Annotated in this window: 2 protein-coding genes; both read right to left on the reverse strand. The window is 68.9% G+C overall.

Features of this window, described 5'->3' with window-relative positions; genetic code table 11:
* Nucleotides 1-9 precede the first annotated feature (9 nt).
* Entirely contained in the window at nucleotides 10-1839 is a 1830-nt protein-coding gene (locus RD110_RS09050) for an RND family efflux transporter (protein ID WP_076198725.1), read from the reverse strand.
* Nucleotides 1840-1851: 12 nt separating this feature from the next.
* A complete protein-coding gene (locus RD110_RS09055) occupies nucleotides 1852-23676 on the reverse strand; it encodes an Ig-like domain-containing protein (protein ID WP_076198727.1) in 21825 nt (7274 codons plus the stop codon).
* Nucleotides 23677-23774: the final 98 nt, after the last annotated feature.

Raw genomic sequence — 23774 nt, forward strand, 5'->3', positions numbered from 1 at the left:
GCACCACGTTCATGGCAAGTACTCCCAGAGCGTCACGCGCAGCCACTGCCGGAAGTGCCGCGTCCACACCATCAGCGCCGAGCTTTCGCCGGCGTCCACCTTGGCCACACCTTCCAGGCCGGGGCGCAGGCGCGGGTCGGGCTGTGTCAGTTTGGCCTCGACGCGGAAGTAGTTGCGGCCGTCTTTCGCCGTGGCCACGGCGGTGATGCGGCGCACGCTGAAGTCGAAGGCCTGGCCCGGCAGCGTGGTCAACACGATGCGACCGGTCTGGCCGGTCTGTACCAGCGCCGTGTCGCGTTCGTCCACCTCCAGCACCACGCGCCAGTTGTCCAGCGGCGCGACTTCGAACAAGACCTTGCCCTGTTCCACAGGCGCGCCGATCTGCTGAGACAGGTCGCCCTTGATGATCACCCCCGCATACGGTGCGACGATGCGTACACGTTCGAGTTTTTCCAGCACCAGGTCGAGCTGGGCGCGCGTGCTGCTGCTTTGCGCGGCGGCCAGGCGGGTTTCGACACGGTTGCCGGCGGCGATGGCTTCGCGCTCCTTGCGCAGCGACACCTCGAGTTCGGACTCGAGCCGCAGCCGCTCGAGCCGCAGGTCCTTGTCGTCGAGCACCGCCAGCAACTGCCCGGCGCTGACCGCGTCGCCCGCGCGGGCCATGGCCTGGCGCACGTAACCGGCGAACGGCGCCACGGCCGCGCGCTGCACCTCGCCTTCGATCAGCGCATGCGCCATGACCCGTTGCGGCACGGGTACCAGGGCCGCAGCGGCGACGAGCAGCGCCAACGCCAGCAAGCCGAGCTTGAGCGCGGGATGTGAACTGTCGGTGCCGGCCCTGGCCGTGGCCCACATCCGCCCGAGCAGGCGTTGGGCCGGACCCTCGGCCGCCAGTTCGTGCAGCGCCAGGATCGGCGCCATGCCGAGTGCAGCCACTTCGAGCGCCTCGCATTCCATGAGCTCGAAGGGCGTGGCGCGTTCCAGCATCAACACACCGCTGACCTGGCCAAGATGCATCAGCGGCAGCAGCGCCAGCGCACCGGCCTTTTGCGCATGGGCGTAGTCGGCCAGCGCGGCACCGGGTGGCGCGGCTTCCTCGGCGGGTGGCCAGAGCAACAACGCGCGTTCGTCGACGGCCTCGTTCATCGCGGCCTCGGCCAGGCCGGTGAGATGGGTGCGCGGGTCGAAGGAAGCGGTGTTGCTACGCGCGAAAAGTTGGGTCTCGAGCCGCCGCACCCGGCCGATCTGCACCAGGGTCGCATCGAAACGCAATGCGAGCATGTTGCACAACGCGAGCGCGGCCGCGTGTGGTGTGGTCTGGTCCAGCAGCAGGGTGTTGGTATCGATGACGAAACGGGCGCGTTCCAACCGGGCCCGCAGCAGCTGCGTGGACTGCTGGTCGCCCGCGCGCAGCAGCCAGGCCACGCCCCAGTGCAGTTGGCGCATCAGCCGCTGTGTGTCCAGCGACGGCACATCGGCCAGCGCCAGGCACACCAGCAAGCCGTCGCCTTCGGACAGCGGCACCGGGAAGTCGATGCGCGCCACGCCGGCATGGCGTGCAATCACCGGGCCACGGGCCTGGGCTGCCTGGCCCGGTGGCACGGCGGGCAGCGCCATCGGCTTCAATTGCGCCGCGTCGGCCAACGAAGGCAGGCCGGCCAGTGCCGCCGCCAGCGGCTGACCATCGAGGCCGAGCTGCCAGATCGCGGCGCGTTGCAGTTCCGGCGCCCATTGCGGCAATTGCTTGAGCCAGGCGTCGGCCGTGCCGACGAGGTCGGTCGCCGGGTCGGTGCCGGCCGGTGCCGGCCGGGCGTCTGAGGCGTGGGCGGTCGTCAGCATGGTGGCACCGGTTCAACTGAGCGTGACGAAGGACACCGTGCCCTGGGTGGACGACACGCGCAGCGAACCGTCGGCCGCAAAGGCCAGTCCCGAGATCTCGCCGTTGGTGATGCCCTGGCTGGCCAGGTCGATGCGGCGCTGCTCCACGCCTTGGCGGTTGACCAGCACGATGCTGGTGCCGCTGCCCGAGGAGCCGATCCACAGGTTGCCCGTGACCGGGTCGATGGCCATGCCGGTGTGGCCGGTCACCCCGACGGGCAGCGTGAAGCCCTGGATCAGCGCCCCGGTGGCGGCATTGAACTCGCTGAGCTTGTTGTCCTGGCCGGTGGCGAAGATGCGACCGGTGCTGGCATCGAACACGGCCGAGGTCATGTAGCTGCCGGTCAGGTTCAACTGGGCGACGACGGCGCCGGTGGCCGGATTCAGCGCGGTCACATGGTTGCTACCGTAGCCGTTGAACAGCACCAGGCTGCCGGCCGGCACGTTGACGCCGCCCAGGCTGAAGGCGCTCGGCGCGATCTGCAGGCCGGCATAACCCTGGGCCGTGACATAGGTGCCCATGGCTGTGGTCAGCGTGATGCTCTGGGCGATGGTTCCGGTGGCCGGGTCGATGCGCAGCAGGTGGTCGGGGTTGGCGTTGTCCAGCACCCAGGTGGCGCCGGTGGTCTTGTCCACGGCGATGTCGGTGAGGTAGCCGGTGGCGGCCGTGTCGCTGCCCGGACGCACCACGTTGGTCGCAAGTGCGGCCGAGGTGCCGCCGGCGGTGGTGACCGTGACGCTGCCCTGGCCATAGTGCGGCGTGCTTGCCACGGGCAGGTTGATCAGGCCGTTTTCAGTGCTGACGTTGTAGGTGATGTCGGGGCCGGCGGCGATCTGGTTGTCCACCACCGTCGCCCCAGGCATGTTGATGGTGCTGGCGCCTTCGACGAAGCCGCTGCCGCTCAGGGTGAGATTGCTGTTCTCGGCGAAGCCGGTGAGTGTCGGCACGATCTGCAGCACGGGCTGGCTGGCCGAGCCGAAGACCTGCAGCGCGAACGCGCCGTTCACGTTGACCGGCAGCACCAGCGTGGCGCTTGTGCCGTCGGCGGCAGCGGTGGCAGGGCTGAGCCGCACCATGGCCAGGTTTCCCTGGTAGTCGGTATAGCGCATCAACACGTCGGTAGCCGTGCTGAGGCCGGTGCCGTTCAGCGTGACCGTGGCGCCGGCGTTGGCCGAGGCCTTGGAGGCGTCCGCCGGTGTACCGCTGGCGGCCACGCTGGTGATGCTGGCCAGGCTGGTGGTGAAGCTGGCACTGGTGCCGCCAGCGGTCTTGATGTTGATCGCGCCGAAAACGCCGTTGCTCAAGGCGATGGTGAGCGTGACCTGGCCGTTGACGAAGTTCACGTTGATCGCGGGGTCGTAGCGGCCCTGCACGTCGGGGCCGGTGGTGGCGCCGGCATCGAGCACGGATTCGGTGCCGAAGCTGTACAGGCTGTTGCCGCCTTCCACAAAACCGAGGCCGCTGATCACCACCACGGCCGACTGGCCGTCGCCCGAGACGGATTGCACCTGCACATCGGTCACCTTGGGCACGATCTGCAGCAGTACGCTGCTGCCGTTCAGGTCCCCCACCACGCGCACCTGTCCGGTGACGGCGTTGACCGGCACCACAATCTGCGCCAGCGTGCCGCCGGCGTTGACGCTGGTCGGATGCACCACCAGGTCGTCGAGCACACCGTTGGCGTCGATGGTCTGGAACACCACGTCGGTGCTGGTATCGAGGCCCACGCCCACCAGAGAAATGGTCGCACCCGGCTGGGCTGCGGCCTGGCCGGCGATGGCCGGCGTGCCGCTATCCGCCGTTGCGGTGATGCTGGTCAGGCTCAGGCCGAAAGGTGCGCTGGTGCCGCCGACGGTACTGATGCGGATCGGGCCGGTGGGCACGTTGTTGGGCACGGCCAGGACCAGGCCGCCGTTGGCGATGGACTGGTTGAGCACGGGGTCGTATCGCGTGTAGACGTTGATGCCGTCGTTGCGCGAGATATCGTCCACCCGCTGGTTCCCGAACAACACGGCGGTCGCGCCTTCGGCGAAGCCGGTGCCGCTCAGTGTGAGTTGGACCCCGGCGTAACTCTGATTGACCGTCATCGCCACGTCTTTGAGCGTCGGCACGATCTGCAGCACGATGCCGCCGCTGTCGCGCTCCAGTCGCACGCGGCCGGTGGAGGCACCGTCCGGCACCAGTACGGTCAGCGTCTGCGCGACGAGATCGATCGAGGTCGGTGGGACGACGCCGTTGCCGCCGAAGTTACCGTTGTCGTCAAGTACGGTGAAGATCACGCGGTCGGCCGCGGTCAGGCCGTTGACCTTGAATGTGAGCAACTGGCCGGTGTTGGCCGAGGCCACTGCGCTGTTTGCCGGTGTGCCGCTGGTTGCCACGGCCGCGCTGCTGGCGGTCGCACCAAACACGCCGGTGATGCGGCTCGAACCTTCGCGCTGCGCGTCGAGTTTGAGTTGGTAACTTCCGGTGTACGAGGCGACACCGCTGCCGGCCACGGCCGGGTCGTAGCTGCGGTTGTCGTAACCACTCACGCCGATGGTGTAGGTGCCCGCGGTCGGCGCGACGAAGCTCAGCAAGCCGGCATCGTTCAGGGTGAAGTTGCTCGACGTGAGCTGTTTGCCGGTCGCATCCAGCACCCGCACGAAGCTGTACAGGCCGGCGCTGGCCAAGTTGATGCGCAGCGTGGTGTTGGCATCGAGATCGACCTTGTACAGATCGACATCCTTGGCGCCATTGGCACCGTCGCCGATCGTCGCGCTCACGGCCAGGCGCTGGTCGCGCAGCGCGCCCAGGCTGGCCGCTCCGGCCTGGGTGTCGCTGGGCTCGGAGGCCGGCGTCTGGGTTCCGAGATCGGTGATGGTCACGCCGCTGCGCAGCGTGCTGCTGCCGCCGCTGGTCGTGGCGACGATGGTGTTGCCCACCGCGCCCGCCGGCACCGTGAAGCTCAGGATCTGCTGCGTGTTGTTGCTGGTGGTGCCGGTGTTGTCGATCACGGTGCGGATCGTCACGCCGCTCACCGGGGCGCCGCCTACGGTGATCAACAGATCGGCAGCGGAAAGCCCCGAGCCGACCAGCATGATGGTGTTGCCGGGGCTGATGTTGCCGCCCACGGCGCGGATCGAAGGCACGACCTGCAGCGCGATGCCGGCGACGCTGTTGCCGCTGCCGAGCACTTTCACCGGGCCGCTCACGGCCAGCGCCGGCACGACGATGGTCAGTGTCTGGCCGGCGTCGCTCACGCTGCCGGTTTGGGTCAAGGTGCCGGTCATGCCGGTGTCGTCGCGACCGACGAACTGCACCAGGGTGCTGCTGCTGAAACCCTGGCCCTTGAGCACGATGGTCTGGCCGTTCATCGCCGAAGCTTGGCCTGGATCGCTCGGCAGACCGCCGGTGGTAGTGGCCAACACGGTGTCGAACTGCACCACGGGCTGCGCCGGAATGGTCGGCGAGATCTGCGCATACCCGCCCTCGGTGGTGATGCGGATCGGCCCATCCAGGGTACGCGGCGCGACGGCGGTGAGGTTGCTGTTGCGCGTGCCGGTCACGTCGAACGGCGTGAGGTTGCTGGCGGTATCGGCGATGGCCACGCCGCCCACGGTGAGGGTGGAGGCCCCCTCCATGAAGCCCGAGCCGGTGAGCGTGAAGCCCGCGTCCTCGCCCGGGCGTCCCGTGATGGCGGTCAGCGTGGGCACGACCTGCAGCCGCACGGCCGCACTCGCGCCGAAGCTCTGCGTCGAATAACCGCCGCCGGTGTCGGAATTGGCGAAGGTGTCGCGCAGCAGGCTCTGGCCGTCCACACTCACATCGATCAGGTCCGGGTCGTTGGTACCGGTGGCAGCCCAACTGTCCAGGATGTACAGGTCGAAGCTCAGCGTGTAGGTCTGCCCGGCGGTGAGACCGGAGAGGTTCAGCGTCTGGCTGTCGTTGCTGAAGCGACCGGCGTAGCGGCTGAGGTTGCCCAGCTCGGCCTGGTCGATGTCGGCCAGGCTCCACTGGTTCTTGTGGCCGCTCTCGAAGTCGTCGCTGAACACCGTGGTGGCGCCATTGGCCCCGGTCGCGACCTTGACGTTGTCGATGCCCCAGCTCTCGTCGGCCAGGCCCTGCAGCCCGCCGTCGGCGAAACGCACGGCGGCGGTGCTGCTGCCGGCGGTGAAGCTCAGCGTGATGTTGCGGTAGACGCTGTCGTTCCAGCTGGTGGAGCCGGCCAGATCGGAGGTGCCGCGGTTGACCACGCGCACATTGCCGGTGGTGGCCAGGTCGGGCACCAGCACCTGCAGGCTGGTGCCGGCGTCGTTGATCGCCAGCGGCTTGACCGACACCTGGCCGGTGGAGCCGTCGTTGTAACGCACATCGAACATCACCCGCGTGCCGGCACCGAAGTTCGTGCCCTGCAGCACGATCAGCTGGCCCACATTGGCCGAGGCCACGGCGCCCTGGGCGGGCACACCGTCGGTGGCCACCCCGGTGATGGCGGTGAGCGTGGCCGGCTTGACCGCGATGTCCGGTGCCAGCGTCACGCTGTGCAGGACGCCGGTGGTGGAGGAGACACGCAGCGAGCCGTCGGCGGCGAAGGCCAGGCCGGAGATGCTGCCGTTGACGATGCCCTGGCTGGCCAGGTCGACCCGGCGGATCTCCTGAGCGGTGCGGTCGAACAGCACCACCTGGGTGCCGCTGCCCGAGGAGCCGATCCACAGGTTGCCCGTGGCCGGATCGATGGCCATGCCGGTGTGGCCGCTCACGCCGAAGGGCAGCGCGAAGCCCTGGACCAGCGCCCCGGTGGCGGCATTGAACTCGCTGAGCTTGTTGTCCTGGCCCGTGGCGAAGATGTGGCCGGTGGTGGCATCGAAGACACCCGCGGTCATGTAGCTGCCCGTCAGGTTCAGCTGGGCGACGACGGCACCGGTGGCCGGATTCAGCGCGGTCACGTGGTTGCTGCCGTAGCCGTTGAACAGCACCAGGCTGCCCGCCGGCACGTTGACGCCACCCAGGCTGAACGCGGCCGTCGGGATCTGCAGGCCGGCATAACCCTGGGCCGTGACGTAGGTGCCCATGGCCGTGGTCAGCGTGATGCTCTGGGCGATGGTGCCGGTGGCCGGGTCGATGCGCAGCAGGTGGTCGGGGTTGTCGTTGTCCAGCACCCAGGTGGCGCCGGTGGTCTTGTCCACCGCGATGTCGGTGAGGTAGCCGGCGGCGGCCGTGTCGCTGCCCGGGCGCACCACGTTGGTCATGAATGCGGCCGAGGTGCCGCCGGCGGTCTGCACGGCGAAGCCGCCCTGGCCGTAGTGGGGCGTGGACGCCACGGCCAGGTTGAGCTGGCCGTTCTCGATGTTGCTGTAGGTGATGTCCGGGCCGGCGGCGATCTGGTTGTCGACGATGGTGGCGCCGGGCAGCCGGATGGTGCTGGCGCCTTCGACGAAGCCGCTGCCGGTGAGGCCCAGGCCGTTGTTCTCGGCCACGCGGGTGATGGTGGGCACGATCTGCAGCAGCGGCTGGCTGGCCGAGCCGAAGACCTGCAGCGCAAACGCGCCGTTCAGGTTGTCCGGCAACACCAGGGTGGCGCTGCTGCCGTCGCCTGCGGCGCTGACCGGATTCACACGCACCATGGCCAGGTTGCCCTGGTAGTCGGTGTAGCGCAGCAAGACGTCGGTGGCCACCGACAGGCCGTTGCCGTTCAAGACGATGGCCTGGCCGGCGTTGGCCGAGGCCTTGGTGGCGTCCGCCGGGGTGCCGCTGGCGGCCACGCTGGTGATGCTGGCCACGTTCACGCTGAACGCCGCGCTGGTGCCACCGGCGGTCTTGACGTTGATCGCGCCGAATACCCCGTTGGACAGCGGCACGGTGAGGGTCACCTGGCCGTTGACGTAGTTCACGTTGATGGCCGGGTCGTAGCGGCCCTGTACGTCCGGGCCGGTGGTGGCGCCGGCATCGAGCACGGATTCGGTGCCGAAGCTGTACAGGCTGTTGCCGCCTTCGACAAAGCCGAGGCCGCTGATCACGACCACGGCCGACAGGCCGTCGCCCGAGACCGATTGGACCTGCACATCGGTCACCTTGGGCACGATCTGCAGCAGTACGCTGCTGCCGTTCAGGTCCCCCACCACGCGCACCTGGCCGGTGACGGCGTTGACCGGCACCACAATCTGCGCCAGCGTGCCGGCGGCATTGACGACGCTCGGATGCACGATCAAGTCGTCCAGCACACCGTTGGCATCGATGGTCTGGAACACCACGTCGGTGCTCGCGTCCAGGCCCACGCCGATCAGGGAGATGGTCGCGCCCGGCTGGGCCGAGGCCTGGCCGCCGTTGGCCGGCGTGCCGCTGTCCGCGCTGGCCGTGATGCTGGTCAGGCTCAAGCCGAAGGCTGCGCTGGTGCCACCCACCGTCGTGACCCGGATCGGGCCGGTGGGCACGTTGTTGGGCACGGCCAGCACCAGGCCACCGTTGCCGATGGACCGGTTGAGCACGGGGTCGTACCGCGTGTAGACGTTGATGCCGTCGTTGCGCGAGATGTCGTCCACGCGCTGGTTGCCGAACAACACCGCACCGGCACCTTCGGCAAAGCCTGTGCCGCTGAGGGTCAATTGCGCCCCGGCATAACTCTGGTTGGCGGTCATCGCCACGTCGGTCAGCGTGGGCACGATCTGCAGCACGATGCCGACGCGGTCGCGCTCCAGCCGTACACGGCCGGTGGTGGCGTTGTCGGGCACCGTCACGGTGATGGTCTGCGCGCTGAGGTCGATCGAGGTCGGCGTCACCGTGAGGTTGCTGGCGTTGCCGCTGTCGTCGAGCACGACGAACACCACACGGTCGTTCGCCGCCAGGCCCGTGCCGCGCAGCACGATGGCCTGGCCGGTGTTGGCCGAGGGGACGCTGGCCTGGGCCGGCGTGCCGCTGGCCGCTGTGGCCTGGATGCCCGAGAGATGGCTGCTGCCGCTGCGCTGCAGGTCAACGCCCAGGCTGTAGGCACCGGTGTACGAGGCGATACCGCTGCCGGCCACGGTCGGGTTGTAGTTGCGGTTGTCGTAACCGCTCACGCCGATGGTGTAGAGACCGGTGCTCGGCACTTCGAGCTCCAGCACACTGGTGTCGTTCAGCGTGAAGTTGCGCGAAGTCACCTGGGTGCCGGTGGCATCGAACACCCGCACGTAGCTGTACAGCGCCGGGCTCGTCAAGGTGAGGCGCAGCAGGTTGCCGCTGTCGACGCTGACCCGGTACAGGTCGACGTCCTTGTTGCCGTTCGCACCGTCGCCGATGCTCGCATTGAGGGTCAGATGCTGATCGCGCAGGTTACCGAGGCCGGCCGCGCCGGTGATGGTGTCGCTCGGCTCGGTGGCCGGGGTCTGTGTGCCGAGGTCGGTGAAGGTCGCGCCGATGCGCATCGTTGAATTTCCGCCCGAGGTGGACACGTTGACGAGGTTGCCCGCGGCACCGACCGGCACCGTGACCGTGAGCAGTTGCATGTCGCGTGTTTCGCCATTGCCGTCGATCACGGTGCGCAGGCTGTAGGCGCCGGCCGGCCGGCCGCCGATGGTGATCACCAGGTCGGCCGCGCTGAGGCCGGTGGCTTCGATGACGATGGTGTTGCCGGGCGTCAACGCACCGCCCACGCCGCGCAGCGAAGGCGCGATCTGCAGCGCCAGGCTGGTGCTACTGCCGAGCACGGTCACGTCGCCGCTGGTGGCCAGCGCCGGCACGACGATGGTCAGGGTCTGGCCGTTGTTGCTCACGGTGCCGGTGCGCGTGAGGGTGCCGATGGCGCCGCTGTCGTCGCGGCCCTGGAACTGCACCAGCGTGCTGCTGGTGAAGCCCTGGCCCTGCAACACGATGGACTGGCCCGTGGTGGCCGATGGCTTGGTCGGGTCGGCCGGCGCGCCGCCGTTGGCCTGCGCCACGATGGCCGTGAACTGCACGACCGGTTGCGCGGCGGGTTGCGGCGAGATCTGCGCATACCCGCCCTCGGTGGTGATGCGGATCGGCCCATCCAGGGTACGCGGCGCGACGGCGGTGAGGTTGCTGTTGCGCGTGCCGGTCACGTCGAACGGCGTGAGGTTGCTGGCGGTATCGGCGATGGCCACGCCGCCCACGGTGAGGGTGGAGGCGCCCTCCATGAAGCCCGAACCGGTGAGCGTGAAGCCTGCGTCCTCGCCCGGGCGGCCCGTGATGGCGGTCAGCGTGGGCACCACCTGCAGCCGCACGGCCGCACTCGCGCCGAAGCTCTGCGTCGAATAACCGCCGCCGGTGTCGGAATTGGCGAAGGTGTCGCGCAGCAGGCTCTGGCCGTCCACACTCACATCGATCAGGTCCGGGTCGTTGGTACCGGTGGCAGCCCAACTGTCCAGGATGTACAGGTCGAAGCTCAGCGTGTAGGTCTGCCCGGCGGTGAGACCGGAGAGGTTCAGCGTCTGGCTGTCGTTGCTGAAGCGACCGGCGTAGCGGCTGAGGTTGCCCAGCTCGGCCTGGTCGATGTCGGCCAGGCTCCACTGGTTCTTGTGGCCGCTCTCGAAGTCGTCGCTGAACACCGTGGTGGCGCCATTGGCCCCGGTCGCGACCTTGACGTTGTCGATGCCCCAGCTCTCGTCGGCCAGGCCCTGCAGCCCGCCGTCGGCGAAACGCACGGCGGCGGTGCTGCTGCCGGCGGTGAAGCTCAGCGTGATGTTGCGGTAGACGCTGTCGTTCCAGCTGGTGGAGCCGGCCAGATCGGAGGTGCCGCGGTTGACCACGCGCACATTGCCGGTGGTGGCCAGGTCGGGCACCAGCACCTGCAGGCTGGTGCCGGCGTCGTTGATCGCCAGCGGCTTGACCGACACCTGGCCGGTGGAGCCGTCGTTGTAACGCACATCGAACATCACCCGCGTGCCGGCACCGAAGTTCGTGCCCTGCAGCACGATCAGCTGGCCCACATTGGCCGAGGCCACGGCGCCCTGGGCGGGCACACCGTCGGTGGCCACCCCGGTGATGGCGGTGAGCGTGGCCGGCTTGACCGCGATGTCCGGTGCCAGCGTCACGCTGTGCAGGACGCCGGTGGTGGAGGAGACACGCAGCGAGCCGTCGGCGGCGAAGGCCAGGCCGGAGATGCTGCCGTTGACGATGCCCTGGCTGGCCAGGTCGACCCGGCGGATCTCCTGAGCGGTGCGGTCGAACAGCACCACCTGGGTGCCGCTGCCCGAGGAGCCGATCCACAGGTTGCCCGTGGCCGGATCGATGGCCATGCCGGTGTGGCCGCTCACGCCGAAGGGCAGCGCGAAGCCCTGGACCAGCGCCCCGGTGGCGGCATTGAACTCGCTGAGCTTGTTGTCCTGGCCCGTGGCGAAGATGTGGCCGGTGGTGGCATCGAAGACACCCGCGGTCATGTAGCTGCCCGTCAGGTTCAGCTGGGCGACGACGGCACCGGTGGCCGGATTCAGCGCGGTCACGTGGTTGCTGCCGTAGCCGTTGAACAGCACCAGGCTGCCCGCCGGCACGTTGACGCCACCCAGGCTGAACGCGGCCGTCGGGATCTGCAGGCCGGCATAACCCTGGGCCGTGACGTAGGTGCCCATGGCCGTGGTCAGCGTGATGCTCTGGGCGATGGTGCCGGTGGCCGGGTCGATGCGCAGCAGGTGGTCGGGGTTGTCGTTGTCCAGCACCCAGGTGGCGCCGGTGGTCTTGTCCACCGCGATGTCGGTGAGGTAGCCGGCGGCGGCCGTGTCGCTGCCCGGGCGCACCACGTTGGTCATGAATGCGGCCGAGGTGCCGCCGGCGGTCTGCACGGCGAAGCCGCCCTGGCCGTAGTGGGGCGTGGACGCCACGGCCAGGTTGAGCTGGCCGTTCTCGATGTTGCTGTAGGTGATGTCCGGGCCGGCGGCGATCTGGTTGTCGACGATGGTGGCGCCGGGCAGCCGGATGGTGCTGGCGCCTTCGACGAAGCCGCTGCCGGTGAGGCCCAGGCCGTTGTTCTCGGCCACGCGGGTGATGGTGGGCACGATCTGCAGCAGCGGCTGGCTGGCCGAGCCGAAGACCTGCAGCGCAAACGCGCCGTTCAGGTTGTCCGGCAACACCAGGGTGGCGCTGCTGCCGTCGCCTGCGGCGCTGACCGGATTCACACGCACCATGGCCAGGTTGCCCTGGTAGTCGGTGTAGCGCAGCAAGACGTCGGTGGCCACCGACAGGCCGTTGCCGTTCAAGACGATGGCCTGGCCGGCGTTGGCCGAGGCCTTGGTGGCGTCCGCCGGGGTGCCGCTGGCGGCCACGCTGGTGATGCTGGCCACGTTCACGCTGAACGCCGCGCTGGTGCCACCGGCGGTCTTGACGTTGATCGCGCCGAATACCCCGTTGGACAGCGGCACGGTGAGGGTCACCTGGCCGTTGACGTAGTTCACGTTGATGGCCGGGTCGTAGCGGCCCTGTACGTCCGGGCCGGTGGTGCTCGAGACATCGGTAATGACTTCGCTGCCGATGTGATATTCGGAGCCGAGGCCTTCGGTGAAGCCCACGCCCGACAAGACGATGACGGCCGAGGTTCCGTCGCCCGAGATCGACTGTACCTGCACGTCGGTGACGATGGGCACGATCTGCAATGGCACGGTGCCATCGGCGAAATCGGTGCGCACGTTGCCGACCTGACCGTAGACTACGGCGTCGCCGGTGACCGCGTCGAATGGCACGGTGAAGTAGGCGATGCCCGCCGCGGTATCGAAGCGCCGGGCCGTGACCACGGTGGTGGATTTGGTGCCGGAGGCGTCGATGGTGCTGAACTGCGCCCGGCCGGTGCTCGGATCGAACGGCACGTTGATGCCGATTTCCTGGCCCGGGTTGGCCGATGGCGCCTGCAGGATGTCCGGCACGCCGCTGACGGCCTTGACATTGCTGGCCGGGCGCACCGTGAAGTTGCGCACGATGGCCGCGGCGAGTTCATTGCCCGAACGGTCGGCCACGATGCTCGGCGAGATCGTCAGCCGGTAGTCGCCGGCGGTGAGGAAGCTGTCCGGCAGCACCGACAGCGCCTGGCCGAAAGCCCGCGTGTTCAGATGCGTGGCGATCAACACGTCGTCAGCCGTGCCGAAGACGTTGTCGGCGCCGGCGCGCACCAGGCTCACGCCCGCGGCATCGAGCAGCGTGGTGTCCAGCGGCTCGTCGAACTGGATGTCCACCGAGCGCACGAAGAAACGCCGCTCACCCTCGCCGATGCTGATGCCCTGCACCTGGGGCGCAAAGGTGTCGGGCACCACGTCGAGCACGGCCACGGTGGACAGCGTGCTGTTGCCGCCGGTGTCGGTGGCACGCACCTGCAGCGTGAGCGTGTTGCCGGCGGAGGCGATGGTCGGTGCCTGCGTGAACAGCTCGAACGGGAAGGCCGCGTCGTTGGAGACCACCACGCCGTTGACCAGCAGCTCGACGTTGCGCACCTGCACGTCGTCGTTGACGGTCGGCCGGATCTGGATGGTGCGGCCTTCGAGCACCTGGACGCCGGCCTTGACCGGATCCACGTCCACGCCATCGACGGCGATGGACAGCGTGGGCGCCACACCGCCAGCGTCGAAGCCGACGTAACTCACGATCTGCAGACCGCCCGTGCCATCGGCTACGAAGGCCAGGCCATTGGCGAGTGCCACACCCTTGGGTGGGTTCGGCAGGTTGTAACGGGCCACGAAGGCGCCGGTGTTGGCCGGGTCGCGTACGTTGCTCACGTCGAGCACGTTCAGTGCCTGACCCTGCGGGCCGAGCAGCGCGCCGGTGGTGATCAACAGGCCCGAGCCGTTGGCCGCCAGAGCCTGGCCGGCCGTGCCGCCCTGGTCCACGCCGCTGAGCAATACCAGGTTGGCGGGGTCGGCCACGTTCACGGTGAGGAAACCCTGCGTGAAGGAGACGCCGGTGCCGACATACACCACGCCGCCGCCGGCGAAGATCTGTGTGCCGCCCTCGGTCAGCGTCAGCGAATCGAGTTGCGCCAGCTGGTTGCCAGCGATGGCGTAGCTGCGCAGCGTGCGCTGGTTGTCCATGGTGTAGACGTTGGCGCCATCGACGGCCAGCGAGGTGATCAGGCCGCCGCCGCTGTTGGCCAGGTTCAACGTCTGCAACACGTCACCGGTGTTCAGGTCGACCACCGCCAGGTTGGCGCCGGCCGAGACGAAGGCCAGCCCATCGCGCACACGCACGCTGCTCACCGCCGCGTCGAAGATCAGCGTCTGTTGCAGCACCGGTGCGGCCGGATTGCTGATGTCGACGATGTGCAGGCCGCCGTCGCCAGCCGCCACCAGGGCCAGGCCGCGCACGGCATCGACCGCGATGTCGACGTTGTTGCCCGACAGGTCCAGCTCGGCGCGCAGCGTGGGCCGGGTGGTCTGCGAGGCATCGACGATGGCCAGGCCGTAGCTGCCGGTGGCCACATAGGCGTAGAGCTTGGCGCCGCTGTCGCCGCCGGTGCCGATCACGGTCACGGCCTGGGCGCTGCCCTGCAGGGCGGCACTGGCGACCACGCCGGTGGGGATCTGCAGGCCGCCGAGCGGATCGAGCTGCTGCTGCACTTCGGCCAGGTCGGAGATGCCGTCGGCATCCGTGTCCTTCTTGTCGGCACGGGTGCCGATGATGAACTCGGCCAGGTCTTCCAGGCCGTCGCTGTCGCCGTCGGGCGTGAAGCGTCCGCCGAGCACGACTTCGGGCAGGTCGAAGTCGTTGCCGGACTTCGGCGTCACGTAGTCGCTGATGCCGATGGTGTTGGTCTCGACGTGGTAGACGTATTGCCGGTAACGCGTATTGGGCGCGAGCACGATGCCGTCCGGGCAGATCGCGCCGCCTTCGGAGACGACGGTGTTGTCGCGCATCAGCAGGCCGGTGTCCAGGTTCTGGATCGCGAAGTAATAGTGGCCGCTGGTGTAGCTGGCGTTCGAGGCCGGCGTGACGTAGTCGCTGATCTTGTGGATCTCGAGCGCGTTGATGGCCACCATGTCGCTCGTGCCGAACAGGCGCAGGTCGAGCACGCCGTCCTGCACTTCGACGCGGTGCGTCATGGTGATGTGTTCGCCGAGTTCGGTGGAGACGGCGCCGCGGCGCACGCCCTCGATCTCGTAGCTCATGCGGTCGCGCGCCGAGGCGTCATCGCCGAGCGTGACGCTGATTTCGTAGGTGCCGTTGGCCACGGCCACCGAGAAGGTGGCGTCGCGTGTCTGCGCCAGGTCACCTGTGAGCGGGTTGCTGCCGGTGGAGGCGCTGCTGGCGCTGTTAGCGGTCCTCCAGCCGTAGCCCGCGGGCGTGCTGTAGACCTGGGCCGCGCTTACGGCCGTGAAGCCCGGCGCTGCGCCGCCGGCGCCGAAGTCGAAGGCGTAGCCGACGTGTGTGTCTTCGGTCGGGACGGCGGCAGCGGCGAGTGCAGCGCCGCTTCCAACCTGCAGCAGTTCGCCATCGGTGGTGTTGGCCGGCGCTAGCGTGCCGGGATGGAAGGGGAAGCCCGCGCCCGGCAGCGTGTAGGCCTGGGCCATTGCCGGGTTCACCACATAGCCCATGTCGGTCAGCGCAGCAATGCTCAAGGCGCTCAGCGGCGTGGCGATGCCGGTGTCGAGCAGCGGCGTCATGAGTTCGTTGCCGAACACCGACTCGCGCCAATGGGTCGGCGTGGCACCGCTGCGGTTGTCCAGTGGCACGCCGGTCGGTGCGCCGCCCGCCAAGGCGGCGAACGCGGCCACGCCGGCGGCGCCCGTGTAACGCGGATTGGTCGGGCTGCTGGTATCGACCAGGCCCATGGCCGACCATAGCTGGCCGAAGCCGAGTGCGTGGCCGATTTCATGCAGCATCGTGGCCAGCAGCTCGGCGGGTGTGGCGGCGGCCAGGTCGGCCGCATCCAGCGTGATTTCCGCCAAGGCAGGCAGCCCCATGGCGCCAGGGCGCTTTTCCAGGATGCTGGTGCTGGCCAGCGTGCCGCCGGCACCGTCGCCGGTCACCACCCGCACGTCGATGCGCAGGTCGTCGACCAGGCCATAGACCGTCAGTGCCGACGGGATGTCGGTGGTGATGATGTTCTGCCATTGCGTGATGGCCGCGCCGATGACGGCTTTCTGGGCCGCGTTCAACGCCAGGCCGACATCGACCGCGTCGATGTTGAAGCCGGTGAAGCGGTTGGGTATGCCGCCGATGGGCAGGATGATGCCCGGCGTGGGCGTGTTCGGCGGATTGATCGGGCTGATCGGCGGCACCGGCGTCCACGGCAGGATCGGCGGTATCGGCGGCGTGGTCGGCAGGTTGGGGTTGACAACCGGGCCGGGGCCAGGCCCGGGGCCGGGTCCAGGGCCCGGGCCGGGTCCGGGTCCCGGAGCAGGGCCGGGACCTTTCGGCTTGTCGCTGCGGCCCCAGGGGCCGGGTGGTGTGAGGCCGTGCCAGCCCGGCGCCATGATGCCCGAGCCTTCGTCGGAGACCACGGTCTTGCCGTCGGCCGAAACCGTGCCCGTGCCGTTGATGACCAGGCGGCCGGTGGTGTGGTCGAAGCTCAGGATGTTGAGCTTGGTGCCGGGCGCCGCATCGAACACGTTCGGAAAGGTGATGGTCAGCGGCTGGGCGAAGGTGTCCACGCCCGGCGCCTGGATGGTGATGTCGAAGGTGTGCTGCATCACGCCCGGGGGCAGCATGTCCTTCACCAGTTCCGGCGGCACGGTGTTGATGCCGATCTTCACGTCGGTCAACGGCTGGCCGTCGAAGCCGATGGCGGCCCCGGGTGTCACCGTCAACGTGAGCGCATCGCGCCATTCGTCGATGATGCCGGGCGCGGACTTCTCGTCCACCGTGATCACGGTCGGTACGGTGTTGCTCACGTCCTTCAGGGCCGAAGTCTGGATGCGCGGCAGGTAGACCTCCTTGCGGTCGGCGTCTTCGCGACGCGACTCGTCGGTGCCCATGCTGCCCATGGAGGTGTTCACGACGCCCGGCTTGAGCTCCAGGTCCATCACCATTTCAGGGAAGAAGATGCCGGCCGGTGCGTTGGTGGCGGTGCGGCCGTCGATGGCCAGCTTCACGGTGCCCACGGGCACGCTGTCGAACGCGAAGTTGCCCAGCGCATCGGTGTAGACCGCCTGGTCTTCCTGGCCGATGATCCAGACCTTGGCATGTGCGATCGGGTTCAGGAACACGTCGTCCGGCGTGTGGATCACGCCGTCCGGCCCGCGACGGATGTCGTCGAAGGTCATCGGCAGCAGATCGGGGCCCGGGTCGAGCACACGACCGACGAGTTTGGTGCCGATCACCGAGGTGGTGCTGACGGTGGTGAAGCTCCAGGCGAGGTCGCCCCCGGGCGTGCCGTTGCTGTCGGCATCGAGGAAGGCGCCGTCCTGCGCGGCGCGGATCGCCGAACCCTTGACGTGGATGGTGATCGTCGAGCCGCCGGGCATCGGTGTATCTGGCAGCAGCCAGGCGAAGCTGCCGTCCAGCGCCGGAGCTATGGTCATGGCCAGTTTGCTGCCGTCCGGGCCGGTGGCGTACAGGCTGTCGGCGGTCAGCGTGGCCGGATTCACGGCGCGGCTGAAGAACACCTGCGGCCGGTAGGTGCTGCCGATGTCGTTCTTGCCGTCGTCGGGCGTGAATTTGGTGACGCTGAAGGGTGCGAGTTCGGCCACGCTCACGCTGCGGCTGAAGGTCTGGCTGTTGCCGGCCAGATCCTTGGCGACGATGGCCAGCGTGTGGTCGCCCACCGACAGGTTGCCCAGCGGCAGCGCCTGGTCGAAGGCGCCCGACGTGCTGTCGAAGCCGATGGTCTTGCTGGCGCCGCCGTCGATGCTGTAGCTGAGCTGGGCCAAGGTGGTGCCGGTGGCATCGGCCTTGCCGATCAGGCGGCTGGCGGCCGTCAACGCGCCGCCGTTGGCGATGCTGGTGAGGTCCAGCGTCGGCGCCTTGGTGTCCAGCGTGAAGCTGCGCGTGTAGGCCGCGCTCAGGTTGCCGGCTTCGTCGCGCGCCAGCAGCGTCACGGTGTGGGCACCGTCTTGCGAGCCATCCAGCGCGAAGGCGGTGGTGAAGCTGAACTTGCCGTCGGCGGCCAGTGTCATTGCCACCGGCGTGCCGTTGTCGATGCGGTAGGTGGCCGAGGCCACGCCCGAGAGGTTGTCCAGGATCTGGCCGGTGTAGGTCAGGTTGGCGTTGGTCGCGGTGGCGCTGTCGGCTACCACCAGGTTCGGCGCCTGCGTGTCCTCGGTGAGCGCAAAACGCGCCAGCACCGCATCGGCCACCTTGGCACCGATCACAGCGCCCTCGTTGTTGGCGAAGATGGTGTGGATGCCGGCGTAGATGCGGCTCATGCCGGCTTCCTGCGCGGCCTGCTCGAAGCTGGTGAAGCTGCGTGTCACGCCGGGCACGGTCACGCTGATGGTGCTGAAGCTCGTGTTGGCGCCGAAGGTGGCGCTGAGGATGCCGGCCGCGGCCGCGCTGAAGGTGGAGTGGCCCGACACATAGTCGGGGTGCGGCGGCGTGATCAGCAGCGGGCGCCAGTTGGCGTCCTGCGTGGTGCCGGGGTTGTTGTCCAGGTCGGCGTTCTGGATCGCGGTGACCGGCCGCCAGAAGTCGTAGGTGTACTTGGTGTCCCAGCAGGCGATGGCCGCGTCGGCCAGCGCCACGTTGAGCTGGGCCATCATGCGCGCGTTGGCGGAAAGGCTCGCACCCTTCTCTGTGGCCACCTGCGAGGCGATCAGGTTCCAGTGGCCCGGCGGCGTGTAGCTGCCGCCGCCGTCGGCCCAGAACTGCGCCATCTGCGTCTGGTCGGCCGTGCGCAGCGTGCTGGTGTCGCCCCCGTACAGGCGCACCTGTTCCTCGGCCGCGGCATATTCGGCCGAGTCGAGCGCGGGTGGTGGCGGGGCGCGGAATTCGTCGTTCGAGGTCAGCACGAACGGCGTCACCTTGCCCCACTGCGGATGTTCGGCCGTGAGGAACAGCGGTCCGGTCGGCCGCCACTGGCCCAGGTCCAGGCCACCGTCGTCGGTGGTGAAGTCGAGGTAGCCGTCGTTGGCGCGGATGGTCAATGCGGCCATGGCGATGCGGTCGCCCAGCGCGATGCCCGCGGTCTTGGCCGCGCTGTCGGGGATCTTCGCCAGATCGGCATTCAGCACCGCCGTCAGGCCGGCGCGCTGCGCCGGGTACAGCGTGTACAGCACACGGTAGGCGGCCTGGGTGACGGCAGCTTCGACCGAGACCGGGCCGGTCACCGTGTCCTGCACCAGGAAGGCCGGCGTGCCTTCGATGGCCGCCAGCGTGTCGTACACGGCCACGCTCTGGATCGCCAGCACACGCGTGGCTTCCTCGGGCGGCGTCACGTCGAGCTGGATGGCCTTCAAGGCCACCGTGTTCCATTCGAGCACCGGATCGACCGCCGTACTGGCTGCCACGCGGGTGATGGTCCTGGTGATGCTGGTGGTATTGCCCGCGGCATCGGCGACGCCGAGGGTGAGCAGGTTGTCGCCCAGGGCCAGGGCCACGCCCGGCATTTGGAACACCCCGGTACCCGAGGCCACCACGCTCAGGCCCTGTGCGCCGAGACTGACCGTGGCATTGGCCTCCACCGTGCCCGACAACAGGGCGATGGCCGAATCGGTCTGGCTGGTGTCGCCGTTCACCGAATCGGTGAGGCTGGTGCCGAAGCTGCCGCCGGTGGGGGCCGCCGTGTCCAGCGTGAAGGCCAGGTTCACCGCGGCCGAGCGGTTGCCCGCTGCGTCTTCCGCCACCACACGCAAGGTGTGCGCGCCGTCGGCCAGCGTGCCGCCGGCCAGCGTGGCCAACTGCGCGGCGCTGATGGCGAAGCTGCCATTGCCGGCCAGCGCCGCGCTGAGGTCGGTGAAGACCGGTGTGGCGCCTGGGTCCAGCGCGACCAGCAGCTTGACCGCGCCGACGTTGTCCGTGGTCGTGCCCTGCACGCGCGCGTCGTTGGTGATGCCGTCGCTGGCCGAACGGCCGCTGTCGTTGACCAGGGCCAGTGTGGCCACCACGGGGGCCTGGGTGTCGTTGCCCGGCGCGGTGATGCGTTGCACCGCGAGGCTGGCCGTGCCCGTGTTGCCGGCGACATCGGTGAGGGTGAAGCTGAAGGTATTGTTGCCCAGCGCCAGCGCGACACCGGTGAAGCTGAAGTCGCCCTGCGCATCGGCCGTGGCCTGGTGGGCTCCGAACGTCACCAGGGTGCCGGCGGCAGCTTGGCCGACCAGGGTCACGCTGGTGTTGTCGGTGACCAGGTCGCCGACCGTGCCGCTGTCGGAAGCCGGGGCCAGGCCGAGGGCCGTTGCGGCGGGTGCTGTGGTGTCGAGTATGAAGACCAGGGCCTTGGCTTCCGAGCGATTGCCGACCGCGTCCACCGCAATCACGCTCAAGCTGTGTGCACCATCGGCCAGCGTGCCACCGGCGAGCGTGTCGAGCTGGGCTTTGCTCAGCGTGAAGCCGCCGTTCGACAGCGCGCTGCTGAAGTCGGTGTAGGTGGGCGTGCCCGTGGCGTCGAGCGCGACGAGCAACTGCGTCACGCCGACGTTGTCGCTGACCGTGCCTTGTACACGCGCATCGCTGGTGATGCGGTCGGTGGCGGAACTGCCGGTGTCGCTGACGAGCGCCAGCGTGTCGACGACCGGCAGCGTGGTGTCGCCCGGGACGGCTGCGCGCTCCACCGTGAGGCTGGCCGTGCCGGTGTTGCCGGCGGCATCTGTCAGGGTGAAGCCGAAGATGTTGTTGCCCAGCGTGAGTGGCACATTGGCGAACGTGAACTTGCCGTCGTTGCCGGCCGTCACCGTGGTGTTGCCTAACTTGACCGCGGTGCCCGCGGATGTTGTGCCGTTCAGCGTGGCACTGGCCAGCGTTGTGCTGTTGTCGCCGGCCGTGCCTGTGTCGGAGGCCGGGTCCAAGGTGACCACGGCCGTCGGCGCCGTGGTGTCGAGGGTGAAGCCCAGCGTCTTGGCGGCAGACTGGTTGCCGGCCGCATCCACCGCGACGACGCTGAGCGTGTGCGCGCCTTGCGCCAGGGTGCCGCCGGCCAGGGTGGCCAGTTGGGCCGCGCTCAGCGTGAACTGGGTACCGTTGAGGGCGGCGCTGAGGTCGGTGTAGGTCGGTGTGCCCGTGGCGTCGAGCGCGACCAGCAACTGCGTCACGCCGACGTTGTCGCTGACCGTGCCCTGCACGGCCGGGTTGCTGGTGATGCCATCGGCGGCCGAGCTGCCGGTGTCGCTGACCAGGGCCAGCGTGTTCACGACCGGCAAGGTGGTATCGGCCGGCGCGGTGCGTTGCACCACCAGCGAAGCGCTGCCGGTATTGCCGGCGATGTCGGTCAGCGTGAACGCAAAGCTGTTGCTGCCGAGGGCGAGGGCGACGTTGGCGAAGCTGAACGTGCCGTCGTTGCCGGCAGTCACCATGGTGTTGCCGAGCTTGACCGTGCTGCCTGCGCTGGTGGAGCCGTTCAGCGTCACGCTGGCCAGCGTCGTGCTGTTGTCGCCGGCCGTGCCGGTGTCGGAAGCCGGGTCCAAGGTGACCACGGCCGTCGGCGCTGTGGTGTCGAGTGTGAACGCCAGTGTCTTGGCCGTGGACTGGTTGCCGGCCGCATCCACGGCAACGACTTGCAGGCTGTGTGCGCCGTCGGCCAGCGTGCCGCCGGCGAGTGCGTCGAGCTGCGCCTTCGTCAGGCTGAAAGCGCCGCTGGCCAGGCTGGCTGTGAGGTCGGTGAAGACCGGCGTGCCCGTGGCGTCGAGCGCCACCAGCAACCGCGTGACGCCGATGTTGTCGCTGACCGTGCCCTGCACGCGGGCATCGCTGGTGATGTGATCGTTGGCCGCGCTTCCGGTGTCGCTGACCAGGGCCAGGGTATCGACGACCGGCAGCGTGGTGTCGCCGACCACGGCCGTGCGTTCCACGGCGAGGTTGGCGATGCCGGTGTTGCCGGCCAGATCGGTGAGCGTGAAGGCGAAGCTGTTGCTGCCGACCGCGAGTGCGACTCCGGTGAACGAGAACTTGCCCAGGTTGTCCGCGGTGGTGGACACGTTGCCCAGCTTCACCACGGTGCCCGCCGCGGTGGTGCCGGCGAGCGTCACGCTGGCCAAGGTGGTGCTGTTGTCGCCGGCCGTGCCGGTGTCGGAGGCCGGGTCGAGTGTGACGGTCGCGGTGGGTGCCGTGGTGTCGAGCACGAAGGCGACATTGGCCGTGGCCGAGCGGTTGCCGGCGGGGTCGAGGGCCCGCAGCGAGATGCTGTAGGCGCCGTCGGCGAGGCTGCCGCCGGCCAGGGCCGCGAGCGCGGCGGCATTCACGGTGTAGCCGTTGGCACCGGCGGTTGCGGTAATCGCCTGGAAAGCGCCATTGCCGATTGCGGCTTCGAAGCCGGCGATGCCACTTGCGTCCGCAGCCTGCAGGCGCAGCGTCGGATCGCTGGTGACGCCGTCGCTGGCCGATGCGCCGGTGTCGTTCTGCAATGTCGCACTCAAGGTCGGCGCCGTGCTGTCGCTGGCCGTGGTCTGCAATTGGGGCAGGCTGGTCGGGGCCACGGGCTGGCCGCCGACGCTCACGGTGGCCGGGAACACCGGTGCCACAAGCTTGGTGTTGCCGCTGAAGCCGCCGCCGACCACCAGTTCCTGCACGCGGTTGGCATTGGTGCCGAGCACGGCGCCGGTGGTCGGATCGACGCTGGCCATGACGGTGCTGTCGACCATGTCGCCGCCGATGCGCAGGCGGGCCAGGGTGCCGGGCTTGAAGCTGTCGGCATCCGCGCCACTGCCGCCCAGGGCCACGTCGGCACCGAGGTTGGCGCCGACCAGCACCGTCATGCCACGCATCGAGCCGCCGACCTGGAACACCTGGATGGCGCTGGCGGCGACCAGGCCGGCCGCATCCCCCACGATGTAGAGCTGGGTCACCGCACCGCCGAAGTTGGCACGCCAGCTCGGGCTGGTGTTGCCGAGCTGCACGGCGCCGCTGCGGCCCGACACGCTCCACACGCCCGAGACCGTGCCTTCGATGTTCACGCCGGTCAACACCGTCGTGGTCGTCCCCGGTGCACCCAGGACCAGCCCGGCGTCGAAGGCGCCGTGCACAGAGAGTTGTGTGAGTGAGGCGGCCTTCAACTGACCGGCGCTGCCGGTCCAACTCTCGGCCTCGAGCTTCACCGAAGTGTGATCGGCGACCAGGCTGCTGTTGTTGACGCTGCCCAGGCGCAAGCTGGCCGGCACGCTACCGGCGCCGGTGAGCGTGAGGTTGGCCGCGTCGAGATTGCCGAGCGCCAGGCTGCCGACCTGGCCATCGAACCGCGCCGCGCCGGTCACGTCGGCCAGGCCGAAATCCAGGGCGCCGATGGCGCTGTCGGCGTGGATGCTGCTGAACTGCACATGGCCGCCGTTGCCGTCGGTCTGCAACTCGACACGCGAGGATGCGTCCGTGCCGGAGAGCGTCAGTCCGTAGCTGCCGTCGTCGGCCAGGCTCAGTTGCGCCGTGCCCGCACCGGTGACGACCACGTTGGCCAGCGCATGCGGCGCCGCGGCGATCTGGAACGTGGTGAAGCCTGTGTCCGGCCCCGACGCGGAACCGCTGCTGTCGTCGCTGCTGCTGCGTTGCGTGACTTGTGTCTCGGCGCCCGCGGGCGGCGGTGCGAGCAAGGTCGCCACCTCGGCCGACATCAACAGCCGCGGCTCCAGCGGCTCGAAACGGATGCGGTCGAGCACCGGTGTCAGTGCATCGATGGCCTCGCGGCGCCAGGTCGAGAACTTGTGCCTCAGGGCCTTCCACAGGTCGCGGCAGATGAAGGACGTGGCGCGAGCCACCAGGGCCAGCAGCAGCCGTGTCGGTTGGGCCTTGGCGCGTTTGGTCTGGGCGCGGCGGGACGATGCGGATGAAAAACGCATGACAACTCCTCGGGGGCGGTGAAGTGCAGGCGCACCGCGGCGCTGGCCGCCTTTGTCATGGCGGCCGGGAAGACGGGATCGGGAAAGAGCTACGCCGC

Origin of the sequence: Rhodoferax koreense (assembly GCF_001955695.1) — a bacterium.
In the GTDB taxonomy this organism is placed as follows: domain Bacteria; phylum Pseudomonadota; class Gammaproteobacteria; order Burkholderiales; family Burkholderiaceae_C; genus Rhodoferax_B; species Rhodoferax_B koreensis.